Source organism: Pedobacter terrestris, assembly GCF_052343045.1.
In the GTDB taxonomy this organism is placed as follows: Bacteria; Bacteroidota; Bacteroidia; order Sphingobacteriales; family Sphingobacteriaceae; genus Pedobacter.
In genome coordinates this window covers 897708-917876 of the sequence record NZ_CP180264.1, presented here as the reverse complement: position 1 = coordinate 917876, position 20169 = coordinate 897708, and the positions used below count along the sequence as shown (strand labels likewise).

Sequence of the window (20169 nt, the reverse complement as noted above, 5' to 3'; positions counted from 1 at the left end):
CGTGGTTTTCCATTGCTCAAATCCTCTGTAATTCAAGTTTCAAGCCAAGTATTCTAAAAATCTTTCTGATAAACGGTGCAACATTTGGCACCCTTACACGTCTATCTTAAAAATAAATAACAAATCATTTTGATAATACGAATTTATTCGTACATTTGAATACGAAATAATTCGTAGAATAAAATTATGACGACTAACAACAGCAAACCCACTGAGGGAGAAATGGAAATTCTGCAAGTGCTTTGGACCAATGGGAAAGCAACCGTGCGCGAAGTGCACGAAGCGTTGAATAAAAAAGATTCTGGCTATACCACAACTTTAAAATTGATGCAGATTATGCATGAAAAAGGTATGGTTGAACGCAATACGAACCAGAAAACACACATTTATACTGCTTTGGTAAATCGCGACAAAACAGAAAAACAACTGGTCAATAAAATGATTGATAACGTTTTTAACGGTTCTGCTGCACGTTTGGTTATGCAGGCCCTGGGCAATCACAAAGCCGACTCGGAAGAAATTGAAGAGATTAAAAAGTATTTGGATAGTTTAAAGTAGAACAGCAAAAAATTAATGCATACAGGCCGAAAGCCTAATAAAAATTCAAAAAGATTATGGAAAATCTAATACAACAACTTATTAAAGCTTTTGGCTGGAGCATTATTAACTCGCTTTGGCAAAGCGCAATTGTATATGGCGTTTTGTTTATTGTTCTATTTGGTTTTCCAAAAGTTGCAGCCCGCCATAAACACAACCTTGCGTTTATGTCAATCGTGCTAATGTTCATCAGCTTTGCTTACAATTTTGCACATCAAATGATATTAAACAGACCGCAAAATTATCCTACAACACAAACGCACACAGCACAGGTTTATCCTTATATCAGTCAAATTCCAGAAAGTTTCGCCAGCAAAGCCGAACAGTATTTTCCGGTTGTAGTGTTGTTTTATGGAATTGGAATCCTGCTTCAGTTGTTTGTGATTTCTAAAGGTTATCGCCAGTTGGCAACTTTCAAAAGCAATGGATTAAGCGAAGTTCCGGCCAATTGGCAGAAGATTTTTCAGAAAGTTTCGCTGCGCCTAAATCTGAAAAGGAAAATACGATTCCATTTATCTAACTTGATTAACGTTCCCTTGGTAATTGGTTATTTGAAACCAATAGTACTTTTTCCCCTTGCGGTGGTTAATCAGTTGGATGAAGATCAGGTTGAAGCCGTTTTAATCCACGAGCTTTCTCACATCAGGAGAAATGATTTTTTCTTAAATCTGATTAAAACCGCAATAGAAACCATTCTCTTTTTTAATCCTTTTGTTTGGATGGCGGGCAAATTCATACACATAGAGCGCGAGCATGCATGTGATGACTTGGTATTGAAACTTACCGGCCAACCACTTAATTATGCGCACGCCCTGCTAAAATTAGAATTAATTAAAGATAAAGCCAGTCCGGCGTTTGCACTTGCTGCAACCGGTAAAACCCAAAACCTGTATCAACGCATTAAAAGAATAACCAATATGAAAACAAACTATTTGAACGCAAAACAGCAAATGGCCGCCTTAACGCTTGGTGTTGCATGTGTATGTTCCATTGCATGGATCAATCCAGATAAAAAAACAGGCTCCGATCATAAAACAACCATTTTGCAAACTGAAAACATCCGCTCGGTTGGCCACCAGAACAATCACGCAAATATGTATTCAGACACAACGAGAAAATCGAAAACAAAAATCATTTGTATTGATAAAAATGGAAAAAAGACAGAATACAATTCCATAAAAGATTTACCAGATAGCCTTAAAGACAATTTTCTGTATGTAGAAGGGCTAGACAAAAATAAAATCCTTAAGCTTAATACCGGCAAAAATTACTATTACGCAGATTCTGCTGATTACGCCTCTATTTATAAAGAATTTGCATCGCCAGAAGCACAAGCGAAATGGAAAAAATTTGGTGAAGATATTGCCAAACAATATGCATCGCCAGAAGCGCAAGCGAAGTGGAAAAAATTTGGTGAAGATATCGCCAAACAATATGCATCACCAGAAGCGCAAGCTAAATGGGAAAAATTTGGTGAAGATATCGCCAAACAATATTCATCGCCAGAAGCACAAGCGAAATGGAAAAAATTTGGTGAAGATATCGCCAAGCAATATGCATCGCCAGAAGCGCAAGCCAAATGGGAAAAATTAGGTAAAGATATTAGCGAACAAGTAAAAACACCAGAATTTAGAGCACAATTGGAGCGTATTACCTCCGATGCTTTGAAAGGTGTTGACATAGAAAAACTGTCATCTTTGAAATCAATTCAAATTGATTCACTAAGCGGCAGTCACAAATTGTTGTCTCCGAATGGTTCAATTTTGATTATAGATTCCAAATCGAATAAAATAAAACAGACAGAAGAATATAAAAAATTGAAAGAAAAATTTGATCACGATGTTCTGGAACTGAAAGAAAAAGTTGAATTAAAAGAGCAAAAAGAAAAAAAACAGAAAGACGGCGCTTTTAATTTTACTCCGGTAGAAGGTATAATAGACAATCTTCTTTTAGCAAATGGCAAAATAAAATTGGTAAAAAAGAATATACAACCAATAAACTATACACATGCCGTAATTAAATATTATGGTGATAATCTCTCTCAGCCAGATAAAAAATTAGGAATTGTGCCCGCCAATTAGTTAATATCTTGAATTGGGAATATCTTTTCTGAAAACATAACATTAAAATAAAAGCAACGCAGACGTTGCTTTTATTTTTTCCAGCGTATAATCCGGTCATTTCTGCTATTTTAGCCACAAATTGAATTATGCGCTTTATCGTCCTCCTATTTTCGGCAATACTTTTTACGATACACTTATCGGGCTTTGCCCAAACGAAAACCGTAAGTAACAGTTTCTATCTGGGCCGAAGAATAAAATGCGAACCTATCGGGAATCAAGCTTTACGATTTTCTGCCGAACTTAAATCAACTTCTGTCGATACCAATAGAAATTTTACGCTGCAGGTTAGACAAGTAGAAAATGATGACACTTGGCTAAGCAATAAAACAAGAAGAAACCTCCTTCCCGACACCAACTGGCACGTCAGCACGATAGAAAGTGAGATCAATTCTAAAACGAAAGAATTTTGGCTAAATATTAAAGTTGAGGGCAATGGCGATTTTTATATCGATAATGTTCGTTTTCAAATCAAGAATAAAGGAGGAATCTGGCACGACATAGACATTCCAAATGGTGATTTTGAGCAGTCTGAAAACAATTTACTCAAAGGCTTTATTCGATATGATCACCTTCCGGATGGTGTTAGTACAAAGCTCGTTAACCGAGCAGATACGTCAGGCCACGCACTTAAAATTGCGGCGACGCAAAGCAGTATTGTCTGGAAAACCTTCTATGGTAACAATGCAAAAAGCGGCCGTTACATAGCTGTAAATGGCATTAAACTATATATTGAACAGTATGGGGAAGGCGAACCTGTATTGCTTCTGCATGGAAACGGGCAATCTATTGCAGATTTTTCTAAACAGATTCCTGATTTAGCAAAACAGTATCGTGTAATTGCCGTAGATACAAGGGCACATGGAAAAAGTGGCGATTCTGACAATGAAAAACTAAGCTATGATCTTTTTGCCGAAGGCCTGAAAATTTTGCTAGACAGTTTACACATTCCGAAAGCACATATTGTTGGCTGGAGCGATGGTGGCAATACAGGGCTAACTATGGCGATAAAATATCCTGAATACGTAAACAAACTTATGATTATGGGCGCAAATCTAAATCCAACATCAGAAGCGGTAGAACGTTCTATGCTGGAAACAGTAGCGAAAGATCTTAAAAAACTGAGCGTTAGAAAAGATGCAGAATCTAAAAGAGTAACAAAATTGCTTGCCATGCTGCTGTCGGCTCCAAACATTTCTACAGCAAATTTGCACCAGATACAAGCAAAAACTTTAGTGATGGCAGGAGAAAAAGACATCATAAAACCGGCGCATACCAAATTGATTGCAGAAAACATTAAAGATGCTAAACTGCTAATCTTTGACCATGCAACACATTTGGCGCCCACAGAAATACCCAACATTTTCAATCAGGCCGTTTTACAATTTTTAAATTTTTAAAAACCAGTAATGGTGTAAATTTTGTTTCCCTTACTAAGCATTTCTTTTTTAATTTCGCATTAGCATGTTACAGAAACTTTCCATTCGCAATTACGCATTAATAGATAGCCTAGATATTGAATTTGATAGCGGTCTAAATATAATAACGGGTGAAACCGGTGCTGGTAAATCTATCATTTTAGGTGCTTTATCGCTTATTTTAGGTCAACGTGCGGAAAGTAAATACTTTTTCAATCAAGATAAAAAGTGTGTAATTGAAGGAAATTTCGCCTTGGCGGATGAAAACCTGAAAGAAACTTTCGAAGAATTTGATCTCGATTTTTCTAACGAAACCATTTTACGAAGGGAGATTTCTATTGATGGCAAAACCAGATCTTTTATCAATGACACGCCGGTAAATTTATCTGTATTAAAAAAAATCGGAGAAAAACTCATTGATATACATTCACAACATGCTACACAAGAAATAAACGATCCGGATTTTCAGCTTCTGATTGTTGATGCACTTGCCAATCACCACGCTTTATTAGTAGAATATAAATCTGGATTTAAGAAACTTAAACAAGAATCTGCACTGCTAAAAAAACGGATTCAAGATGCAGATGAGGCCCGAAACAAACAAGATTATGAACAATTTTTGTTTAACGAATTGGATCAGGCCGATTTAAAAGCCGGCGAGCAAGAGGAACTGGAACAAGAACTGGAAAAGCTAAAACATGCCGAAGCAATAAAACGTGCTTTGGTTACCGCAGCAGCGATATTAACGGATGGCGAACCAAATGGTTTGGCTATGCTGAAAGAAGCGCAACTGCAATTACAAGGAATAGAAAAGTTTGACCAGGCAATACAATCACTGTACGATCGGTTAAAATCATCAATTATCGAAATTAAAGACATTGCTGATGAAGTTTCGGTTTTAGAAGCAGATACTTTGCATAGTGCAGAACGTTTGGATACCATTAATCAGCGTTTAGATTTGTTTTACACCTTACAACAAAAACATCGCGTAGCAGACAATACCGAATTAATTGCCTTAAAACAACAGCTTGAAGACAACTTAAACCAACTGCTATCGTCTGATGAACATATAGAGCAGTTGCGAAAAAAGATTGATGCGTTGCGGAAAGACCTGGAAAAAATGGCAACTCAATTAAGTGCCAACCGGAAAAAAGCGATTAAAACGGTTGAAGCGCAAACTGCAATTACACTTAAACAAGTTGGTATGCCAAATGCCAAATTGGTTTTAGCGCAACAAATCCTTTCAGAACTGCATAAAGATGGTGTTGATGAAATTACGCTGCTCTTTACAGCAAACCTTGGACAGGCGCCTGCGCCGGTAAACAAAGTTGCATCAGGCGGTGAACTGTCCAGACTAATGTTGTCTATCAAAACACTTTTGGCTAAACATACTTCGCTTCCTACCATTATTTTTGATGAAATTGACACCGGTATTTCTGGTGAAACCGCATTAAAAGTAGGTGAAGTGATTGACGAACTCGGAAAAAATATGCAAGTGATGTCTATAACACATTTGCCTCAAATTGCTGCGAAAGGCCACTCCCACTACTTCGTATATAAAAACGATCATCAAGGCAAAACCACTACCGGGATCAAAAAACTCGCCGAAAATGAACGTGTAGCGGCCATCGCAGAAATGTTGAGCGGCAAAAATCCGGGTGTTTCTGCTCTGGAAAATGCAAAAGAATTATTGCGCCCGTAACTTTATCGAGATAGATTTTATTTTTTCAAACTAAAAAATTAGTTTAGCAAAATGAAATCCTTATTCTTATTTGTATTTTGCTTACTTGCGGCCAAGTTATGCTTTAGTCAGCAAAACTTCACACTCAGTGGAATCGTTAAAGATCAAAAAGGCGAGCCGTTACCCGGTGCTGGCGTTTATGTAAGTGGCTACAAAATTGCAACTGCAACGGACAATAATGGCCATTATACGCTGAGTTTAAAACCTGGAAATTATGATATTCTGGTTCAGATTATTGGATTTAAGGCATCGAATAAAAATGTTTTAATTGTCGATAAAAATGTTGAGCAACATATTGTTCTGGAAGAAAGTATAACGCAGCTTAGTGAAGTAACGATTAAACCAGATCCCGACAGACAGTATTATATTGATATTTTTAAGAATATGTTTATCGGTCAGACCGTTAATGCGGAGGCTTGCAAAATCATCAATCCAGAAATATTACGCGTTAACTTTGATAAAAAAGAGCGTGTGCTTACAGTAAGTACAGATCAATTCCTAATCATTGAAAATAAGGCTTTGGGTTATAGAATCAAGTATTTGATTAATGCATTTGAGTACGATTACAGTACCCGGATTGTTTATTATGAAGGTTACCCAACATATGAAGATTTAAAAGGCTCAACTGCCAGAAAACAAAAATGGGCAAAAAAACGGCTAATCGCCTATCGTGGCTCTCCGCAGCATTTCTTCAAAAGCATTTTTGATGGTACAAGCAATGCCGAGGGTTTTGAAATTTTTAAATTAATCAGAACAGATAATACCAACAGACCATCAGACAGCCTGATAAACGCCAATATTAAAAGACTTACCGCTGGTACGCCTAATTTCGTAAAAGATATTAAAGCTGGCGATTCTCTGAACAAATGGGTGCGCTTACGTAAAGAACCTAAAAAAATAGCGATTTTAAATCAGGCAAAAATACTTACAGATACTCTGGTAAAACCTTTCAACTCTGCCATAAAATCAATCAATTTTACTGATGTTCTTTATGTGGTATATAAGAACGAAACAGAATCTCCGGAGTTCACCAATCGGATAGGTATGTCTGTTTCGCGGCCAATGAGTTTAGAAAATACGCAGGTTTCTTTAATCAACTTGCAGGTTGCGCCTGTATATTTTTTCCGGAATGGAGGCATTTACAATCCAAAATCTATGTTGTATGAAGGATATTGGGCTTGGGAAAAAATTGCCGACAGCGTTCCAATGGATTATCAAATGACCGAAAAATAGCCTATAAAAACAGATATGTTAAATTTGTTAAAAAGCAATTTTGCCCTTATAAAATATTGCGTCATTTGCATACATTCGTGTTCATGATTAAAAGCTTTTTCGTTGCGGTTTTATTGTTCTTCACAGGCTTACAACTCTCTGCCCAAAATACTTTTACAATAAGCGGGCAAGTGCGAGATGATAAAGGCGGACTACCCGGCGCAAGCATCTATTTAAGTGGTTATAAAATTGCTACCGTTGCCGATAACGATGGCCGGTTTAGGCTCTTAAATTTAAAACCTGGCAGTTACGATATTTTGGTGCAAATGGTTGGCTATTTGCCCTATTCAAAAAGCGTAATTGTTTCAGATAAATCTGTGGAGGTAAATCTAATCTTAAAAGAAAATGTCGCTCAGCTAGAGGAAGTTGTCATACGTGCTGATCCGAACCGGCAAAAATACATCAATCAGTTTAAAGATTTTTTTATCGGTAAAACGCCAAATGCGGCGCAATGTAAAATACTGAATCCACAGGTTTTAAATGTCGATTACGATGCCACAAACAGCACGCTAACAGTCTCTACTACAGAATTTCTAATTGTAGAAAACAAGGCGCTTGGCTATCGGTTAAAATATATGCTCGATCATTTTGAATACAACTCCAGAACGCGCATTATCTATTATTCCGGGCATCCATTTTTCGAAGAATTAAAAGCCTCTGCAGCAAAAAAGAGAAAATATATTGCTGCACGAGAAGTTGCTTACTATGGTTCTGCACAACATTTCTTCCGTTCGTTATATAACAATAAAACAAAAGAAGAGGGTTTTATCATCAATAAAATGGTAAAAATGCCCAATCCAAACCGCTATCCGGATTATGTGATCAATACAAACCTGATGAACATTAAAAATGCGGCAGAGAAAACCGGGATTAGACAAAACGCAGGAAAAGTTGATGTTGGCTTGCTTGAATTTTGGACCAAGCAACAGGAAATGCCAAAAACAATTGATAAATTTTCCAGAGCTGAAGTACTGCCTGATACGCTGGTTCATTATTTTAACGAGAACTTAAAATGGATCAATTATACCGATGCATTAATTGTACAATATACCAAAGAGCAAGAATCTCTTGCGTATTCTAAAACCGGGTTTTGGATTTTCCGTCCCTTGGATGTTCCCGAAAATGAACTTTCCATTGCAAATTTAACACAAGGCCCTGTACGTTTTTATGAAAACGGCGGCATTTACGATTCCAGATCTCTGCTTTACGAAGGGTTTTGGGCTTACGAAAAAATTGCCGATATGGTTCCGATGGATTATATTCCCTTAGCCAAAAAATCAATCCCTTAGTTTCTCTCCACATCATATAATTTTACTAATTTTTTTAGTATTTTTATGCTATGGTTTCGGGAGATGAACAACATTATTTTAAAGGTCGTGGTGCACAAGTTAATCCGCACAATAAATTTTTGAAAGATGTGTATGTAAAAGCACATGATGAAGGTATTGACGATTGGGAAGAAATTGACCGCAAAACATCGTTTATTTTCGAGCATTCAAGAACGATTGTAAACAAAGTGGATAGTCCCGATGTGGGCATGGCTTATTCTCTTAATCCATATCAAGGTTGTGAACACGGCTGCACGTATTGTTATGCAAGAAATTCTCACCAGTATTGGGGATATAGTGCCGGACTTGAGTTTGAGCGCAAAATAATTGTGAAAAAAGATGCTCCTATCCTGTTCAAGAAATTTCTGGAGAAAAAAGGCTGGGATGCAACAACCATTTCTCTATCAGGAAATACAGATTGTTACCAACCCGCAGAACGCAAATACAAACTCACCCGCCAATTATTAGAAATTGCATTAGAGTATAAACAACCTATCGGGATGATTACCAAAAATTCGCTAATCCTTCGCGATTCGGATTTGCTTGCAAAAATGGCAAAACAAAAACTCTGCCTGGTTTATGTTTCTATAAATAGCCTGAATGAAGATTTACGTCAAAAAATGGAACCTAGAACAACTACTGCCAAACAAAGATTAAAAGTTGTTGAGCAACTCTCTGCATTGGGTATTCCCGTGGGTGTACTGGTTGCGCCACTCATTCCGGGTTTAAGTGACCATGAAATCCCATCTATTTTAAAGGCTGTAGCGAATGCCGGAGCTACCAATGCTGGATATACAATTGTTCGTCTAAATGGTGCTGTGGGTCAAATTTTTGAAGACTGGCTAAAAAAGAACTTTCCAGATCGTGCAGATAAGGTTTGGCATATGATACAAAGCTGCCACGGTGGCAATGTAAATGATAGTAGATTTGGCGATCGCATGCGTGGCGACGGAAATATTGCAAAAATGATTCGTGATAATTTTCGTTTGCATTGCAGATTAAATGGTTTAAACAAACAAACTATTGAGCTAGACCATAGTTTGTTTCAAATTCCTGGATCGCAGATGAGTTTATTCTGATTTTCTGCAGGTATTAATCGTTTCTAAATAGAGACAATTAAAACGGGTTAATTAAAGTTTGTTAGCTTTAGTTAACCCGTTTTCTATAACCGTTTATTTCTGAATTTAATATGCGCCCAACTCTGCAAGCGATGCATATTGTGAACCATCGTAACCAGTTTTGGCAATAATTTTAATGTATCTGCCGGATTTTGAAGAACTGAAGTTAATGTATTGTGGCCCGTTGGCATTCGCTGCGATAAAATTACCCGCAGAAACAAAACTGACTCCATCACTGCTCAATTGTATTTCAAAATTTTTAATCGCACGCTGCAAACCAGACCGTTGTGTTAAGCTAACGCCTTGCATCGTTTTTATAGCCTGCATATCGATAGTAATTTCATGAGGATAGGAAGTTGCGTTTGCTGTCCAGCGTGAGTGCCAGTACGTAGATGTATTTCCATCAATCAAAGCTGTGGCACGCCCATTTGTTGTGCCTTCGCCAGATGTTTCTTCAGAACTGAATGATTTTATCGTCCAGCCCGTTTTACTAAATTCAGTTCGTGTAGAAAAATTTAAAACCGGAATGTTATTTACAAATTCGTAATTGTAACTGCTTTGGCTTATGGTACCGTTTTCATGTACCGCGCGTAATCTTAATTCATAAGGGCTACCATCTTTATATTGAAATTCTGATATGGGCATCTCCACATAAAAACTATCCAGTCCAATTGTTTTAGATTCCCAGGTTACGGCATTATAATCTCGATTAACACCTGTTCCTTCATTGTTCACGTTTGGATCATTATAATACAATATGCTGTTCACTTTTACATTTGTAGTGAATCTGCCCGATAGAACTATTGCTTGTTTGGAAGATGAGTATTCTGCGTGGATGGCTTTGATGGCTGCTGTGGCGCTGCTATAATATGTTTTGGTGTCGTTATTAAAAATTTGATTTGCATTTAAGGTTGCAGCGTCAGCAGCTGTGAGAAAAGTTGGTGATTTGCCTAAAGTGCCATTGCCCGCCCACATCAAAGCCATTCCTTTGAGGGGATCATTATTCTCTGAAACCTTCTGACAGTTGTGCGGTAAATTTAAACCATGTCCTAACTCATGTACCAGTCCCCCAAACCACACACTAAACCGGTTTCCAACGGCATCTGTTTTGCCTAAATTGGCAATATCCATTTCTTCGTAATCGAGTGCAAAACACCATCTGCCAAGTCCGTAAAAAGGCCCTCCACTCGGCGTTCCACTAGCCAGAATCTCGTATCTTGGTAAGATTACAAGTGTATGTTCACTCGTTTTTTGGCTTGGATTTGCTGTAAAATATGCATTAATTTCTGCAGTAACATTACCTGAGCCGCTTGAATATGAATAATCTGCTTTTCCCTTGGTACCATAAATGGTGATGATTTTAACAGAAGTTTTGCCGGCATTGGTAAACATTCCAAAAGTTTTGTCTGCATAACCATTTAGTGCCATCTGCTCTTTATACCAGTTCTGTGTCCATAACATCAACTCACTTAAACGTTTTTGATAATTTGCAACAGTATCTACATCATTCGGTACAAAGTAAACCAGATTTAGGTTTCTATTTTTATCTGATGTAAATATGCCGGGAGTTGGACCTGAAATTCCGGAAGCAGCCCCCAGTGCATTGCTTTGTATGCTTAATGCATTTTCGGTTTGTTCTTCTTTTTTACAAGCGCTGAAGGCAAGTGTTGCCATCAGCATACTAAAAATAAATTTTTTGTTCATTGGTTGAGTTTTTAGGTTTTCGGCAATAGCCAATAAAATTGTAATGACTGAGATTAATTCCCGACCCAAAATACAAGCTCAAAAAAACTAAGGCAATAAAAAAAGCAGCACAAACGTTTGCCTAATCTACTAGATATCAACAGTTTTTACAAATTATGGGAAATGCGATGTAAATTTTATCTGCTTAAATAAAAAAGACTTACAAACACAAATCGTTAATGTCAATAGAAACAGACCAACTAAGAAAATTTAGTGTAGGCACAAACGATTGCGCTAAAATAGTAGCTAGAGGAAATGGCTTCGATGAAACCGTCTGAAATGGTACGCGAAAATTGAAATGCAAAACAAAAAACTCCCGGTTTTCACCGGGAGTTTTCAATATTTATTTTTTTGAAGAATCTTCTTTTTTTGGTTCTTCCTTCGGTTTTTCACCTTTTTTATGGAGAACAGAAACTTCTTCTTTTTCTTTATCATAGTCGATTTCAAGTACATCGCCTTCTGCAAGTTCTCCTTTTAGAATTTCTTCTGCAATTGGATCTTCCAGATATTTTTGAATCGCTCTTTTAAGTGGTCTGGCACCAAAATTACTATCGAAACCTTTTTCTGCAATGTATTCTTTAGCATTTTCAGTTAAGGTAATTTCATAACCTAAAGTGTGTACACGACCGAATAACGCTTTCAACTCAATATCGATAATCCTAAAGATTTCCTGTTTACCCAAACTGTTGAATACCACAACATCATCAACACGGTTTAAAAATTCTGGTGCAAAAGCACGTTTTAATGCGCTTTCTATTACACCGCGACTGTGTTGCTCTGCTTGATTGGTCTTTGCTGCAGTAGAGAAACCTACACCCTGACCAAAATCTTTCAATTGGCGTGCACCAATATTAGATGTCATGATGATGATGGTATTTCTAAAATCAACCTTACGTCCTAAGCTATCGGTAAGCTGCCCCTCATCCAAAACCTGAAGTAAGATATTGAATACATCAGGATGCGCTTTTTCGATCTCATCCAATAGAATTACCGCATAAGGTTTTCTTCTTACTTTTTCAGTAAGCTGGCCACCTTCTTCATAACCAACATATCCCGGAGGCGCGCCCACTAAACGTGAAACCGCAAATTTCTCCATATACTCACTCATGTCAATCTGAATCAAAGCATCATCACTATCAAACATGAAACGTGCAAGTTCTTTAGCCAACTCTGTTTTACCAACACCAGTTGGACCCAGGAAAATAAATGAACCAATTGGTTTTTTAGGATCTTTTAAACCTGCTCTAGTACGCTGAATGGCTTTAGTCAGTTTTTTTATGGCGTCATCCTGTCCGATAATTTTTTCTGCAACTTTATCGTACATATTCAGCAATTTCTGACTATCGCTTTGGCCAACACGTTGTACCGGAATTCCCGTCATCATGGCAACAACTTCAGCAACATTGTCTTCAGAAACCTCATAACGTTTTGTTTTGGTTTCTGCTTCCCATTCTGCTTTAGCTTTATCCAATTCTTCGATCAGGTTTTTCTCTGTATCACGAAGTTTTGCTGCTTCTTCGTATTTCTGGCTGCGTACCACTTTGTTTTTCTCCAGCTTGATATCTTCAATTTTTGCTTCGATATCAATAATGTTCTGTGGAACATGGATATTGGTTAAGTGTACACGAGAACCCGCTTCATCTAAAGCATCAATTGCTTTATCTGGCAAGAAACGATCAGAAATATATCTCGATGTTAAGGTAACACAAGCTTCAATTGCCTCTTGTGTATACGTAACACCATGGTGTTCTTCGTATTTATCCTTAATGCGACTTAAAATTTCGATGGTTTCATCTGGTGTTGCCGGCTCTACCATTACTTTTTGGAAACGACGGTCTAACGCACCATCTTTCTCAATATACTGGCGGTATTCATCTAAAGTTGTTGCACCAATACATTGAATTTCTCCTCTAGCCAATGCCGGTTTGAACATGTTTGATGCATCTAAAGAACCAGATGCGCCGCCTGCACCAACAATAGTATGAATTTCATCAATAAATAAAATTACATCTGTTGACTTTTCAAGCTCATTCATTACCGCTTTCATACGCTCTTCAAACTGACCGCGGTATTTAGTACCTGCAACCAGCGAAGCCAAATCAAGCGTAACCACGCGTTTGTTAAACAATACACGAGATACTTTGCGTTGCACAATACGAAGTGCCAAACCTTCTGCAATTGCAGATTTACCTACGCCTGGCTCACCAATTAAAATCGGATTGTTTTTCTTTCTTCTGGATAAAATCTGAGAAACGCGTTCAATTTCTTTTTCACGGCCAACAATTGGATCTAAACGGCCTTCTTCTGCAGCTTTGGTTAAATCGCGACCGAAATTATCCAGTACTGGTGTTTTGGATTTGATATCCGAAACCTTTTTCGGTGTACTGAAACTTTCCTCTTCGCGATAATCGTCATCGCCACCTGTAGAAGCGCTATTTGAAATATCGTCTCTGAAACCGTTTTTATTTACTTCAACCTCTTGCTTAAAAACATCATATGTAACGCCATATTGCAACAAAATCTGTGAGGCAATATTGTCGTCATCTCTCAATACAGAAAGCAACAGATGCTCCGTACCAATTAAATCGCTTTTAAATATTTTTGCTTCTAAATAAGTGATTTTTAAAACTTTTTCTGCCTGTTTGGTTAAAGGAATATTGCCTAAGTTAACCGTTACACTGGATGTGCCACGAACGGCATCTTCAATAGAACGGCGCAATTTACTTGTATCTACTCCAAGCGAGCGTAAAATTTTGATGGCCATACCATCGCCTTCGCGGATGAGGCCTAATAATAAATGCTCGGTACCGATGTAATCGTGCCCTAAACGGAGAGCTTCCTCTCTACTAAAAGAGATTACATCTTTTACCTGCGGTGAAAATTTTGCTTCCATAATACCTTTCTTAACAGCTACGTCCCTAAACTATAAAATAAATTATAAAAAGCGTCCGTACCATTTCGTTTATTTTATCAACAATTGCGCCATATAGGTGAACAATATACTCCATGTTATATTCCGCAAACTAATTTATGCTTACAGTTGTACCAGTTGTGATTCACTAATAAACCCATATATCTATCTACGTAATATATACCACGCAGAATTTAGAGACAGTTTATGTTATTAAGACCTCAAAACAGATATTTTGTCGGTTTTTTGTAAGTATTTTTTTGCCCTGAACGACTGACAAATTGTAACTTTTTCTTGAAGCAATTTACAAGTTTTGACAGAAAAACAAAAAGAACGTGACACCATTTTAGAAATTAACAAACTCTAGACAGTCGATTCATTTACCTTGTATCCGTTTAACCCTGTAAACTTTACTTTTGTTTTGCAATAGCTGTCACAACAGAGATACATTTCTGCTGAAAACTATTCTAGGAAATCGAAATAACTTGCTTAAACTTATTAAGCATTCTCTGCTTTCTACAGAATTTATTTGGCTACACTGTACCGCGTGAAGCGTTGCCAAAACTCATTAGTGGTATCAGAAATATTGCTGCGAATTTTGTTTTCCAGGTTTTATGTTTTGGCCATGCTGGCAATGAAAATCCACATACCAATATTACCAAAGGAGAAATGAAAGATGCCGAATGGAACCACCATTTGAAAAACGTGGTGGAAAAAATTTTCTTTAGGCGGAACAATTTCTGAAGAACATGGAAGTGGACCTATACAATGCGAATATCTTCCGATAAAATACAGCGAAACACATATCCATATAATGGAAAGCATTAAACAGGTTTTTAATCCCAACGGTATCCTTAAATCCTGATTTTTTAACCATCAATAGTGGTGGCTACTTTTTTCTTTCTGCTTAACGTTGCGCCAGCGCTGGCTGTAACAACAAGTGCAACCGCAAGCCACTCGCCTACCGTTAGTTTTTCGTGCAGAAAAACCAATCCGCAAAGTGCCGCTGCCGCAGGTTCTACACTCATTAAAATACTGAATGTTTTGGCCGGTATTTTTTTAAGGGCATTAATTTCTAATGTAAATGGTATTGCGCTGGAGAGTAAAGCCAAAACCATTCCCGACAGGAAAAGCTGTGGGGTAATATTTTGTATAATTCCATCTGCCAGTGCAAACGGAATAACCAAAACTGAAGCGAACAGCATGCCAACAGTAACAGCTTTGTTTCCATCCATAATTTGCGAAATTTTTCCGCCCATTATAATATATGCTGCCCAAAGTGCGCCAGCAAGTAAAGCCAGTAAAACACCAACAATATCGATTCCATTTCCACTCCACGGTGCAATTAACACGATACCCAAAGCGGCTAAAAGTGCCCAGATAAAATCAAGCAATCGTTTTGATCCGGTTAAAGCAAGAACCAGCGGACCGATAAACTCTAAAGTTACGCCCAACCCAAGCGGGATTCTTTTTATGGCCATATAAAATACCAGATTCATTGCTCCCAGCGCCATTCCATACATGGCAACCATTTTCCATTGTTGTTTGCTTAGGTTGCGAAGATTTGGACGATTAACAATACAAAGAATTACCGCAGACAATACAATTCTTAAAGAAGAAGTTGCTGCCGCACCCAAAACCGGAAAAATGCCTTTGGCAATAGCTGCACCACCTTGAACACTAATAATGGCCAGCAATACGCCCGGCACTGCTGGTATATTTAATCCTGTTTTATTCTTCATCACCCTGAGTAAAATTGCTCGCAAAAGTAATGCTTTTGTTACTATAATACCATCCGTTTGATCTCCAAAAGCAATTTATTTTCTGCTTCAAAAATCCTCAACTCCAAAAACTGCGTATGTACTGTAAATCGGAAATAATTGTTTGAAATGTACGCCCTTTATAGAAACTTTTTTATCGTTTCCCTGCTCTTATCTGTTTTCATAGGTCGTATTGCTTTATCTGTTGTCTTTTCTGATCAAAACCCCATTAAAAAAGTTAAGATTTCTAACATTCAGAAATCGGTTCCGATGGAAACTGATGATGATGATGAGTTGGAAAAGTTAAAGTATGAAGATCTTGAAATGCCAATGCTTTTCAAAAACAATTTCATTTTTTCTTCACTATTAAAGGCAGTAACCTCCAGAGAATCTTTTAAAGCCTTAGATTGTCATCTGCCTACCTTAGAATATCCGCCAAAATAGCCTGAGCTATTTTACATTTTCTTTTATTAAAAACTTCAAAAACCCTATTATGATTAAAGCACAACACTTAATCGTGGTGGCCTTATGCGCCATTATGATGCCCCTTTTTTTGGTATCTTGTAAGAAAGACCGCAACAACATGGACAATGAAATTCTTGTTCCTGGTCCAGATTTAAACCTTTACGCCCTTACAGCAGATAATAAATTGTTACTCATAAATGCGAAAAACCCAAATACCGTAAGCAGCCAGATTTCTATATCCGGACTTCAGACTGGCGAAAGCATTCTAGGCATAGATTTCAGACCAGCTACAGGTCAATTGTATGGCATTGGAAGTACGAGCCGTCTGTACGTTATCGATCAGAAAACTGGTATAGCGCGTGCGGTTTCCTCTACTCCGTTTACCCCGGCACTTACCGGCACTTCGGTTGGTTTTGATTTTAACCCAACTGTAGATCGGATTAGGGTCGTTACATCGAGCGGGCAAAATTTACGCCTAAATCCAGAAACCGGAACCGTTGCCGCTACAGATGGTGTAATTAATGCTGTTGCCAATGCAAAAGTTTCTTCAGTTGCCTACACGCAAAACAGAGCTGGTGCAAGCATAACAACATTATATGATATCGATGTTAACAACGATAAATTGCATAAACAAGATCCGCCAAATGATGGAAAACTTGTTGAAGTAGGAAGCCTTGGTGTAGATGCGGAGGAAGTTGGTGGTTTTGATATTAATCCTGATGGTACCGCAGCAATTGCTGCCATTTCTGTTGGTGGAAAATCTGGTTTATATACAATTGACTTAAACTCAGGAAAAGCGTCAAAAATTTCAAATATTGATTTGGCCATTTCTGGAATTGCCATTCCTACAGAAGCTGTTGCATATGCAGTATCTAACAACAATGAACTGTTAATTTTTAATCCACTGGCCAGTAATCCAACTATCGTTACCAAAGCGATTACGGGTATTCAAACCGGAGAATCTATTTTAGGTATAGACATGCGTCCTTTAAACGGCCAATTGTATGCTTTAGGTAGTAGCAGCAGGGTATATAGCATTAATGCATCATCTGGTGTGGCAGCTGCAGTTGGTACTTCACCTTTAACCACTTTACTTTCAGGTACTCAATTCGGCTTTGATTTTAATCCGACGGTTGATCGTATTCGTATTGTAAGTAACCTTGGCCAAAACCTACGTTTTAATCCAAATGATGGATCTGTTACCGTAGATGGAAATATTACCATGACAAATGTTGCCATTTCTGGTGCAGCATATACCAATAATTTTGCAGGCGCAAGCACTACCGTTCTTTATGATATCGATTCGCAAACAGATAGATTATACAAACAAGATCCACCAAATGCAGGTACTTTGGTAGATGTTGGTCCATTGGGTGTAAATGTTGAGGCCAGTAATGGTTTTGATATTGGCGGGACGAGCGGAGTTGCTTACGGATTATTTACCGTAGGTGGCACACAACGTTTGTATACGGTTAACTTAACCACAGGCGCAGCAACTGCACTTGGCACGTTATCTACTGCCTCGAGAGGATTTGCAATTGGAATTGGTTTCTAACAATTCAATTCCTTAAAAAAATGCTAAAATTCAAAAGCCTTTCAATCCTGAAAGGCTTTTTCATTAAACTAACATTTACGGTAAATTGATCCCGAATGTTTGAAAATAGTATTTTTATTGTGTTCAAATAAGCCTTCCATATCTTATGAGGCTAAAGTGATAATTAAATTAAAACTGCATTAAAAATAGCCGAAAGCGGCATTTTATGAAACTAAGACAACGTTATTTTTCTAAAATCTTGCTGACCTTCATGTTTCAAAAACAAATACATTGGCTCGTCAAGGTTGGTGTATGCCCGTTGCAGCAAACCAGAAAATTTATCAATATCTACGCTTGGCTTTAAAATAATAGTTAAAGCTTCTGCATTTCCTCTAACCTCAATAATTTCTGCCGGATAGAGCTCTTTTAATTCATGTGGAAATTCCATACGTATGAAACCTTTTATAAGCAATTTGGTTTGCTTTCACTTCATATTTTAATGATGAAGATTTCTTGTTAAACAAAAGCGGCCATATCATCAATAGACAATATGGCCGCTGTTTAGTCCCAAAACGCTATAAACTTATTTCGCGCTGTTTTTCTTGTCAGTAACTTCAGTTCTGATTTCTTGAGCTAAAACTTTAAGATCTTGCATTGCTTTACGTACACGTGTACCTGCAGCAGCGTTACCAGCATCATAAAATTTAGCAACATCAGCTTCAACTGAAGCGATAATTTCTTTTACTTTTTCAAATTTTTCCATAATTGTTTTTATTGAGGCTGGTTTAATCCGGCCATTTGTTCTAAAATCAAATGATTCGTTAACATTAACGAGCCGCGAAAATAATAATTGTTCTTAAACGGCCAAACTTTGTAGAGAAGATTTTTTTCCTTTCATGTATTAAAATGTGCCAATACAGACAAATTCAGCTTAATTTCATCAATTTTCCAATCTCCAGCTCTCTCCTGTCGGGATAAAACCCAGACCATGAACAAATTCATGAGGAGGATCATCTGCCCTAAACTGTATCGGCAAATGCCATTGTGAATAATTGCGATTTTAAATAAAAACACTGCACATTTGTTCATTCATAATTCAAGACTGTGATGATCGGATTTTTTCAAAGCACCTGGCCCTGGTATTTTTCAGGTTTTATGATCGTAGTGATCATGTTAATATTAATTCTTTCTGGAAAAACTTTTGGTTTTTCTTCTAATCTGCGCACCATTTGTACGATTGTTGGCGCAGGAAAACACACTGATTTTTTTAAATTCGACTGGAAAGCACAACGTTGGAATCTATTGTTTCTATTGGGATCAATTATCGGCGGTTTCATCGCTACACAATTCCTCAACAATCCCGAACCTTTGCAGCTTGCAGAATCAACCATCCGCGATTTACAAAAATTGAACATCAAATTTGATGGAAATCTTAATCCCGATCAACTTTTTTCATTGCATGCGTTAACACAATCGAAAAATATTTTGATTCTTTTTATTGGCGGCTTATTGGTAGGTTTTGGTTCCCGTTATGCTGGCGGATGCACGTCTGGTCATGCCATTTCCGGACTATCAAATTTGCAAATACCATCTCTTATAGCTGTAATCGGATTTTTTATCGGCGGATTGATGATGACTTATTTATTTATGCCCTTTATTTTTTAACTAATGAAAGCTATTAAGTTTATCCTTACCGGCATTTTATTCGGAATTGTAATGACAAAATCTGAGGCCGTTTCCTGGTACAGGATCCAGGAAATGTTTCGCTTCCAATCTTTTCATATGTATGGCATCATCGGCACCGCTGTGCTATTGGGAATATTAGCTGTTTATCTGATAAAAAAATTAAAGATCAAAGACATTCACGGTGCGCCGATTCCTTTTGAAGCAAAAACAAAATCGTATCCAAGGTACATTATTGGCGGTATTATTTTTGGATTGGGTTGGGCTTTAACCGGCGCATGCCCTGGCCCAATGTTCGTAAACATTGGCAACGGTTACCCCGCAATGGCTTTGGTTATTTTAGGTGCTTTGTTCGGTACTTATTTGTACGGCGCAATCAAAAACAAACTTCCACATTAAAAAGAATTTTGGGTAAAAAATCGACTTATGGTTTCAAATGATTAAAGCACGATAAATAATTTTTAAAAATTCTAAAACCT

At 37.5% G+C, this 20169-nt stretch carries 17 protein-coding genes and 1 pseudogene; 13 read left to right on the top strand and 5 right to left on the bottom strand.

Annotated elements, in window-relative coordinates; genetic code table 11:
• Nucleotides 1-186: 186 nt before the first annotated feature.
• From ACJVDH_RS03945 to ACJVDH_RS03915, 7 genes are all read left to right on the top strand, one after another.
• Entirely contained in the window at nt 187-558 is a 372-nt protein-coding gene (locus ACJVDH_RS03945) for a BlaI/MecI/CopY family transcriptional regulator (RefSeq protein ID WP_443946274.1), read from the top strand.
• 56 nt (nt 559-614) lie between these two features.
• Nucleotides 615-2678, top strand: coding sequence for a M56 family metallopeptidase (locus ACJVDH_RS03940; RefSeq protein ID WP_443946273.1), 2064 nt, complete (start codon nt 615-617; stop codon nt 2676-2678).
• Nucleotides 2679-2806: 128 nt separating this feature from the next.
• Nucleotides 2807-4117 carry an alpha/beta fold hydrolase gene (locus tag ACJVDH_RS03935; protein WP_443946272.1) on the top strand — a complete coding sequence of 437 codons (1311 nt, stop codon included), beginning with the start codon at nt 2807-2809 and terminating at the stop codon, nt 4115-4117.
• 64 nt (nt 4118-4181) lie between these two features.
• On the top strand, nt 4182-5837 hold the full coding sequence (recN, locus tag ACJVDH_RS03930) for a DNA repair protein RecN (protein ID WP_443946271.1): 1656 nt from the start codon (nt 4182-4184) through the stop codon (nt 5835-5837).
• 51 nt (nt 5838-5888) lie between these two features.
• The gene (locus ACJVDH_RS03925) at nt 5889-7109 is read left to right on the top strand and encodes a carboxypeptidase-like regulatory domain-containing protein (RefSeq protein WP_443946270.1); all 1221 of its coding nucleotides are present in this window, start codon (nt 5889-5891) and stop codon (nt 7107-7109) included.
• An 83-nt stretch (nt 7110-7192) separates the two neighbouring features.
• Nucleotides 7193-8437, top strand: a complete 1245-nt coding sequence (locus ACJVDH_RS03920) for a carboxypeptidase-like regulatory domain-containing protein (protein WP_443946269.1) — start codon at nt 7193-7195, stop codon at nt 8435-8437.
• A 50-nt stretch (nt 8438-8487) separates the two neighbouring features.
• Nucleotides 8488-9555, top strand: coding sequence for a PA0069 family radical SAM protein (locus ACJVDH_RS03915; RefSeq protein ID WP_443946268.1), 1068 nt, complete (start codon nt 8488-8490; stop codon nt 9553-9555).
• Nucleotides 9556-9660: 105 nt separating this feature from the next.
• On the opposite strand, the gene ACJVDH_RS03910 is transcribed toward ACJVDH_RS03915, so the two are convergent.
• Complete coding sequence (locus tag ACJVDH_RS03910; protein ID WP_443946267.1) at nt 9661-11298, bottom strand: discoidin domain-containing protein; 1638 nt, start codon at nt 11296-11298, stop codon at nt 9661-9663.
• Between the two features lie 382 nt (nt 11299-11680).
• The gene (locus tag ACJVDH_RS03905) at nt 11681-14230 is read right to left on the bottom strand and encodes an ATP-dependent Clp protease ATP-binding subunit (RefSeq protein ID WP_443946266.1); all 2550 of its coding nucleotides are present in this window, start codon (nt 14228-14230) and stop codon (nt 11681-11683) included.
• A 492-nt stretch (nt 14231-14722) separates the two neighbouring features.
• On the opposite strand from ACJVDH_RS03905, the gene ACJVDH_RS03900 reads away from it, so the two are divergent.
• Both ACJVDH_RS03900 and ACJVDH_RS03895 read left to right on the top strand, forming a co-directional pair.
• Nucleotides 14723-14992, top strand: a complete 270-nt coding sequence (locus tag ACJVDH_RS03900) for an FAD-linked oxidase C-terminal domain-containing protein (RefSeq protein ID WP_443947599.1) — start codon at nt 14723-14725, stop codon at nt 14990-14992.
• Nucleotides 14982-15113 (top strand): annotated as a pseudogene (locus ACJVDH_RS03895) (FAD-linked oxidase C-terminal domain-containing protein); the annotation flags it as partial. The gene ACJVDH_RS03900 and the pseudogene ACJVDH_RS03895, both read left to right, overlap by 11 nt.
• A gap of 4 nt (nt 15114-15117) precedes the next feature.
• Here the strand turns inward: ACJVDH_RS03895 and ACJVDH_RS03890 are convergent.
• Complete coding sequence (locus tag ACJVDH_RS03890) at nt 15118-15990, bottom strand: EamA family transporter (protein ID WP_443946265.1); 873 nt, start codon at nt 15988-15990, stop codon at nt 15118-15120.
• Between the two features lie 147 nt (nt 15991-16137).
• On the opposite strand from ACJVDH_RS03890, the gene ACJVDH_RS03885 reads away from it, so the two are divergent.
• Nucleotides 16138-16452: a hypothetical protein gene (locus tag ACJVDH_RS03885; RefSeq protein WP_443946264.1), complete on the top strand. Its 315-nt coding sequence runs from the start codon at nt 16138-16140 to the stop codon at nt 16450-16452.
• A gap of 49 nt (nt 16453-16501) precedes the next feature.
• A complete protein-coding gene (locus tag ACJVDH_RS03880) occupies nt 16502-18028 on the top strand; it encodes a DUF4394 domain-containing protein (RefSeq protein ID WP_443946263.1) in 1527 nt (508 codons plus the stop codon).
• A 211-nt stretch (nt 18029-18239) separates the two neighbouring features.
• Here ACJVDH_RS03880 and ACJVDH_RS03875 read toward each other — a convergent pair whose 3' ends face one another.
• Nucleotides 18240-18455 (bottom strand): hypothetical protein, encoded by a 216-nt coding sequence (locus tag ACJVDH_RS03875; RefSeq protein ID WP_443946262.1) that lies wholly within the window; start codon nt 18453-18455, stop codon nt 18240-18242.
• A 135-nt stretch (nt 18456-18590) separates the two neighbouring features.
• Nucleotides 18591-18770: a histone H1 gene (locus ACJVDH_RS03870; RefSeq protein WP_443946261.1), complete on the bottom strand. Its 180-nt coding sequence runs from the start codon at nt 18768-18770 to the stop codon at nt 18591-18593.
• A 407-nt stretch (nt 18771-19177) separates the two neighbouring features.
• Between ACJVDH_RS03870 and ACJVDH_RS03865 the strand changes: the two genes are divergently transcribed.
• Both ACJVDH_RS03865 and ACJVDH_RS03860 read left to right on the top strand, forming a co-directional pair.
• Nucleotides 19178-19672 (top strand): YeeE/YedE family protein, encoded by a 495-nt coding sequence (locus ACJVDH_RS03865; RefSeq protein ID WP_443946260.1) that lies wholly within the window; start codon nt 19178-19180, stop codon nt 19670-19672.
• 3 nt (nt 19673-19675) lie between these two features.
• Nucleotides 19676-20089: a DUF6691 family protein gene (locus ACJVDH_RS03860; RefSeq protein WP_443946259.1), complete on the top strand. Its 414-nt coding sequence runs from the start codon at nt 19676-19678 to the stop codon at nt 20087-20089.
• Nucleotides 20090-20169 lie beyond the last annotated feature (80 nt).

Bases quoted from the DNA above. Each gene is read 5' to 3' on its own strand.
- ACJVDH_RS03945 (WP_443946274.1), top strand. From the start codon at position 187: ATGACGACTAACAACAGCAAACCCACTGAGGGAGAAATGGAAATTCTG.
- ACJVDH_RS03940 (WP_443946273.1), top strand. From the start codon at position 615: ATGGAAAATCTAATACAACAACTTATTAAAGCTTTTGGCTGGAGCATT.
- ACJVDH_RS03935 (WP_443946272.1), top strand. From the start codon at position 2,807: ATGCGCTTTATCGTCCTCCTATTTTCGGCAATACTTTTTACGATACAC.
- recN (WP_443946271.1), top strand. From the start codon at position 4,182: ATGTTACAGAAACTTTCCATTCGCAATTACGCATTAATAGATAGCCTA.
- ACJVDH_RS03925 (WP_443946270.1), top strand. From the start codon at position 5,889: ATGAAATCCTTATTCTTATTTGTATTTTGCTTACTTGCGGCCAAGTTA.
- ACJVDH_RS03920 (WP_443946269.1), top strand. From the start codon at position 7,193: ATGATTAAAAGCTTTTTCGTTGCGGTTTTATTGTTCTTCACAGGCTTA.
- ACJVDH_RS03915 (WP_443946268.1), top strand. From the start codon at position 8,488: ATGGTTTCGGGAGATGAACAACATTATTTTAAAGGTCGTGGTGCACAA.
- ACJVDH_RS03910 (WP_443946267.1), bottom strand. From the start codon at position 11,298: ATGAACAAAAAATTTATTTTTAGTATGCTGATGGCAACACTTGCCTTC.
- ACJVDH_RS03905 (WP_443946266.1), bottom strand. From the start codon at position 14,230: ATGGAAGCAAAATTTTCACCGCAGGTAAAAGATGTAATCTCTTTTAGT.
- ACJVDH_RS03890 (WP_443946265.1), bottom strand. From the start codon at position 15,990: ATGAAGAATAAAACAGGATTAAATATACCAGCAGTGCCGGGCGTATTG.
- ACJVDH_RS03885 (WP_443946264.1), top strand. From the start codon at position 16,138: ATGTACGCCCTTTATAGAAACTTTTTTATCGTTTCCCTGCTCTTATCT.
- ACJVDH_RS03880 (WP_443946263.1), top strand. From the start codon at position 16,502: ATGATTAAAGCACAACACTTAATCGTGGTGGCCTTATGCGCCATTATG.
- ACJVDH_RS03875 (WP_443946262.1), bottom strand. From the start codon at position 18,455: ATGGAATTTCCACATGAATTAAAAGAGCTCTATCCGGCAGAAATTATT.
- ACJVDH_RS03870 (WP_443946261.1), bottom strand. From the start codon at position 18,770: ATGGAAAAATTTGAAAAAGTAAAAGAAATTATCGCTTCAGTTGAAGCT.
- ACJVDH_RS03865 (WP_443946260.1), top strand. From the start codon at position 19,178: ATGTTAATATTAATTCTTTCTGGAAAAACTTTTGGTTTTTCTTCTAAT.
- ACJVDH_RS03860 (WP_443946259.1), top strand. From the start codon at position 19,676: ATGAAAGCTATTAAGTTTATCCTTACCGGCATTTTATTCGGAATTGTA.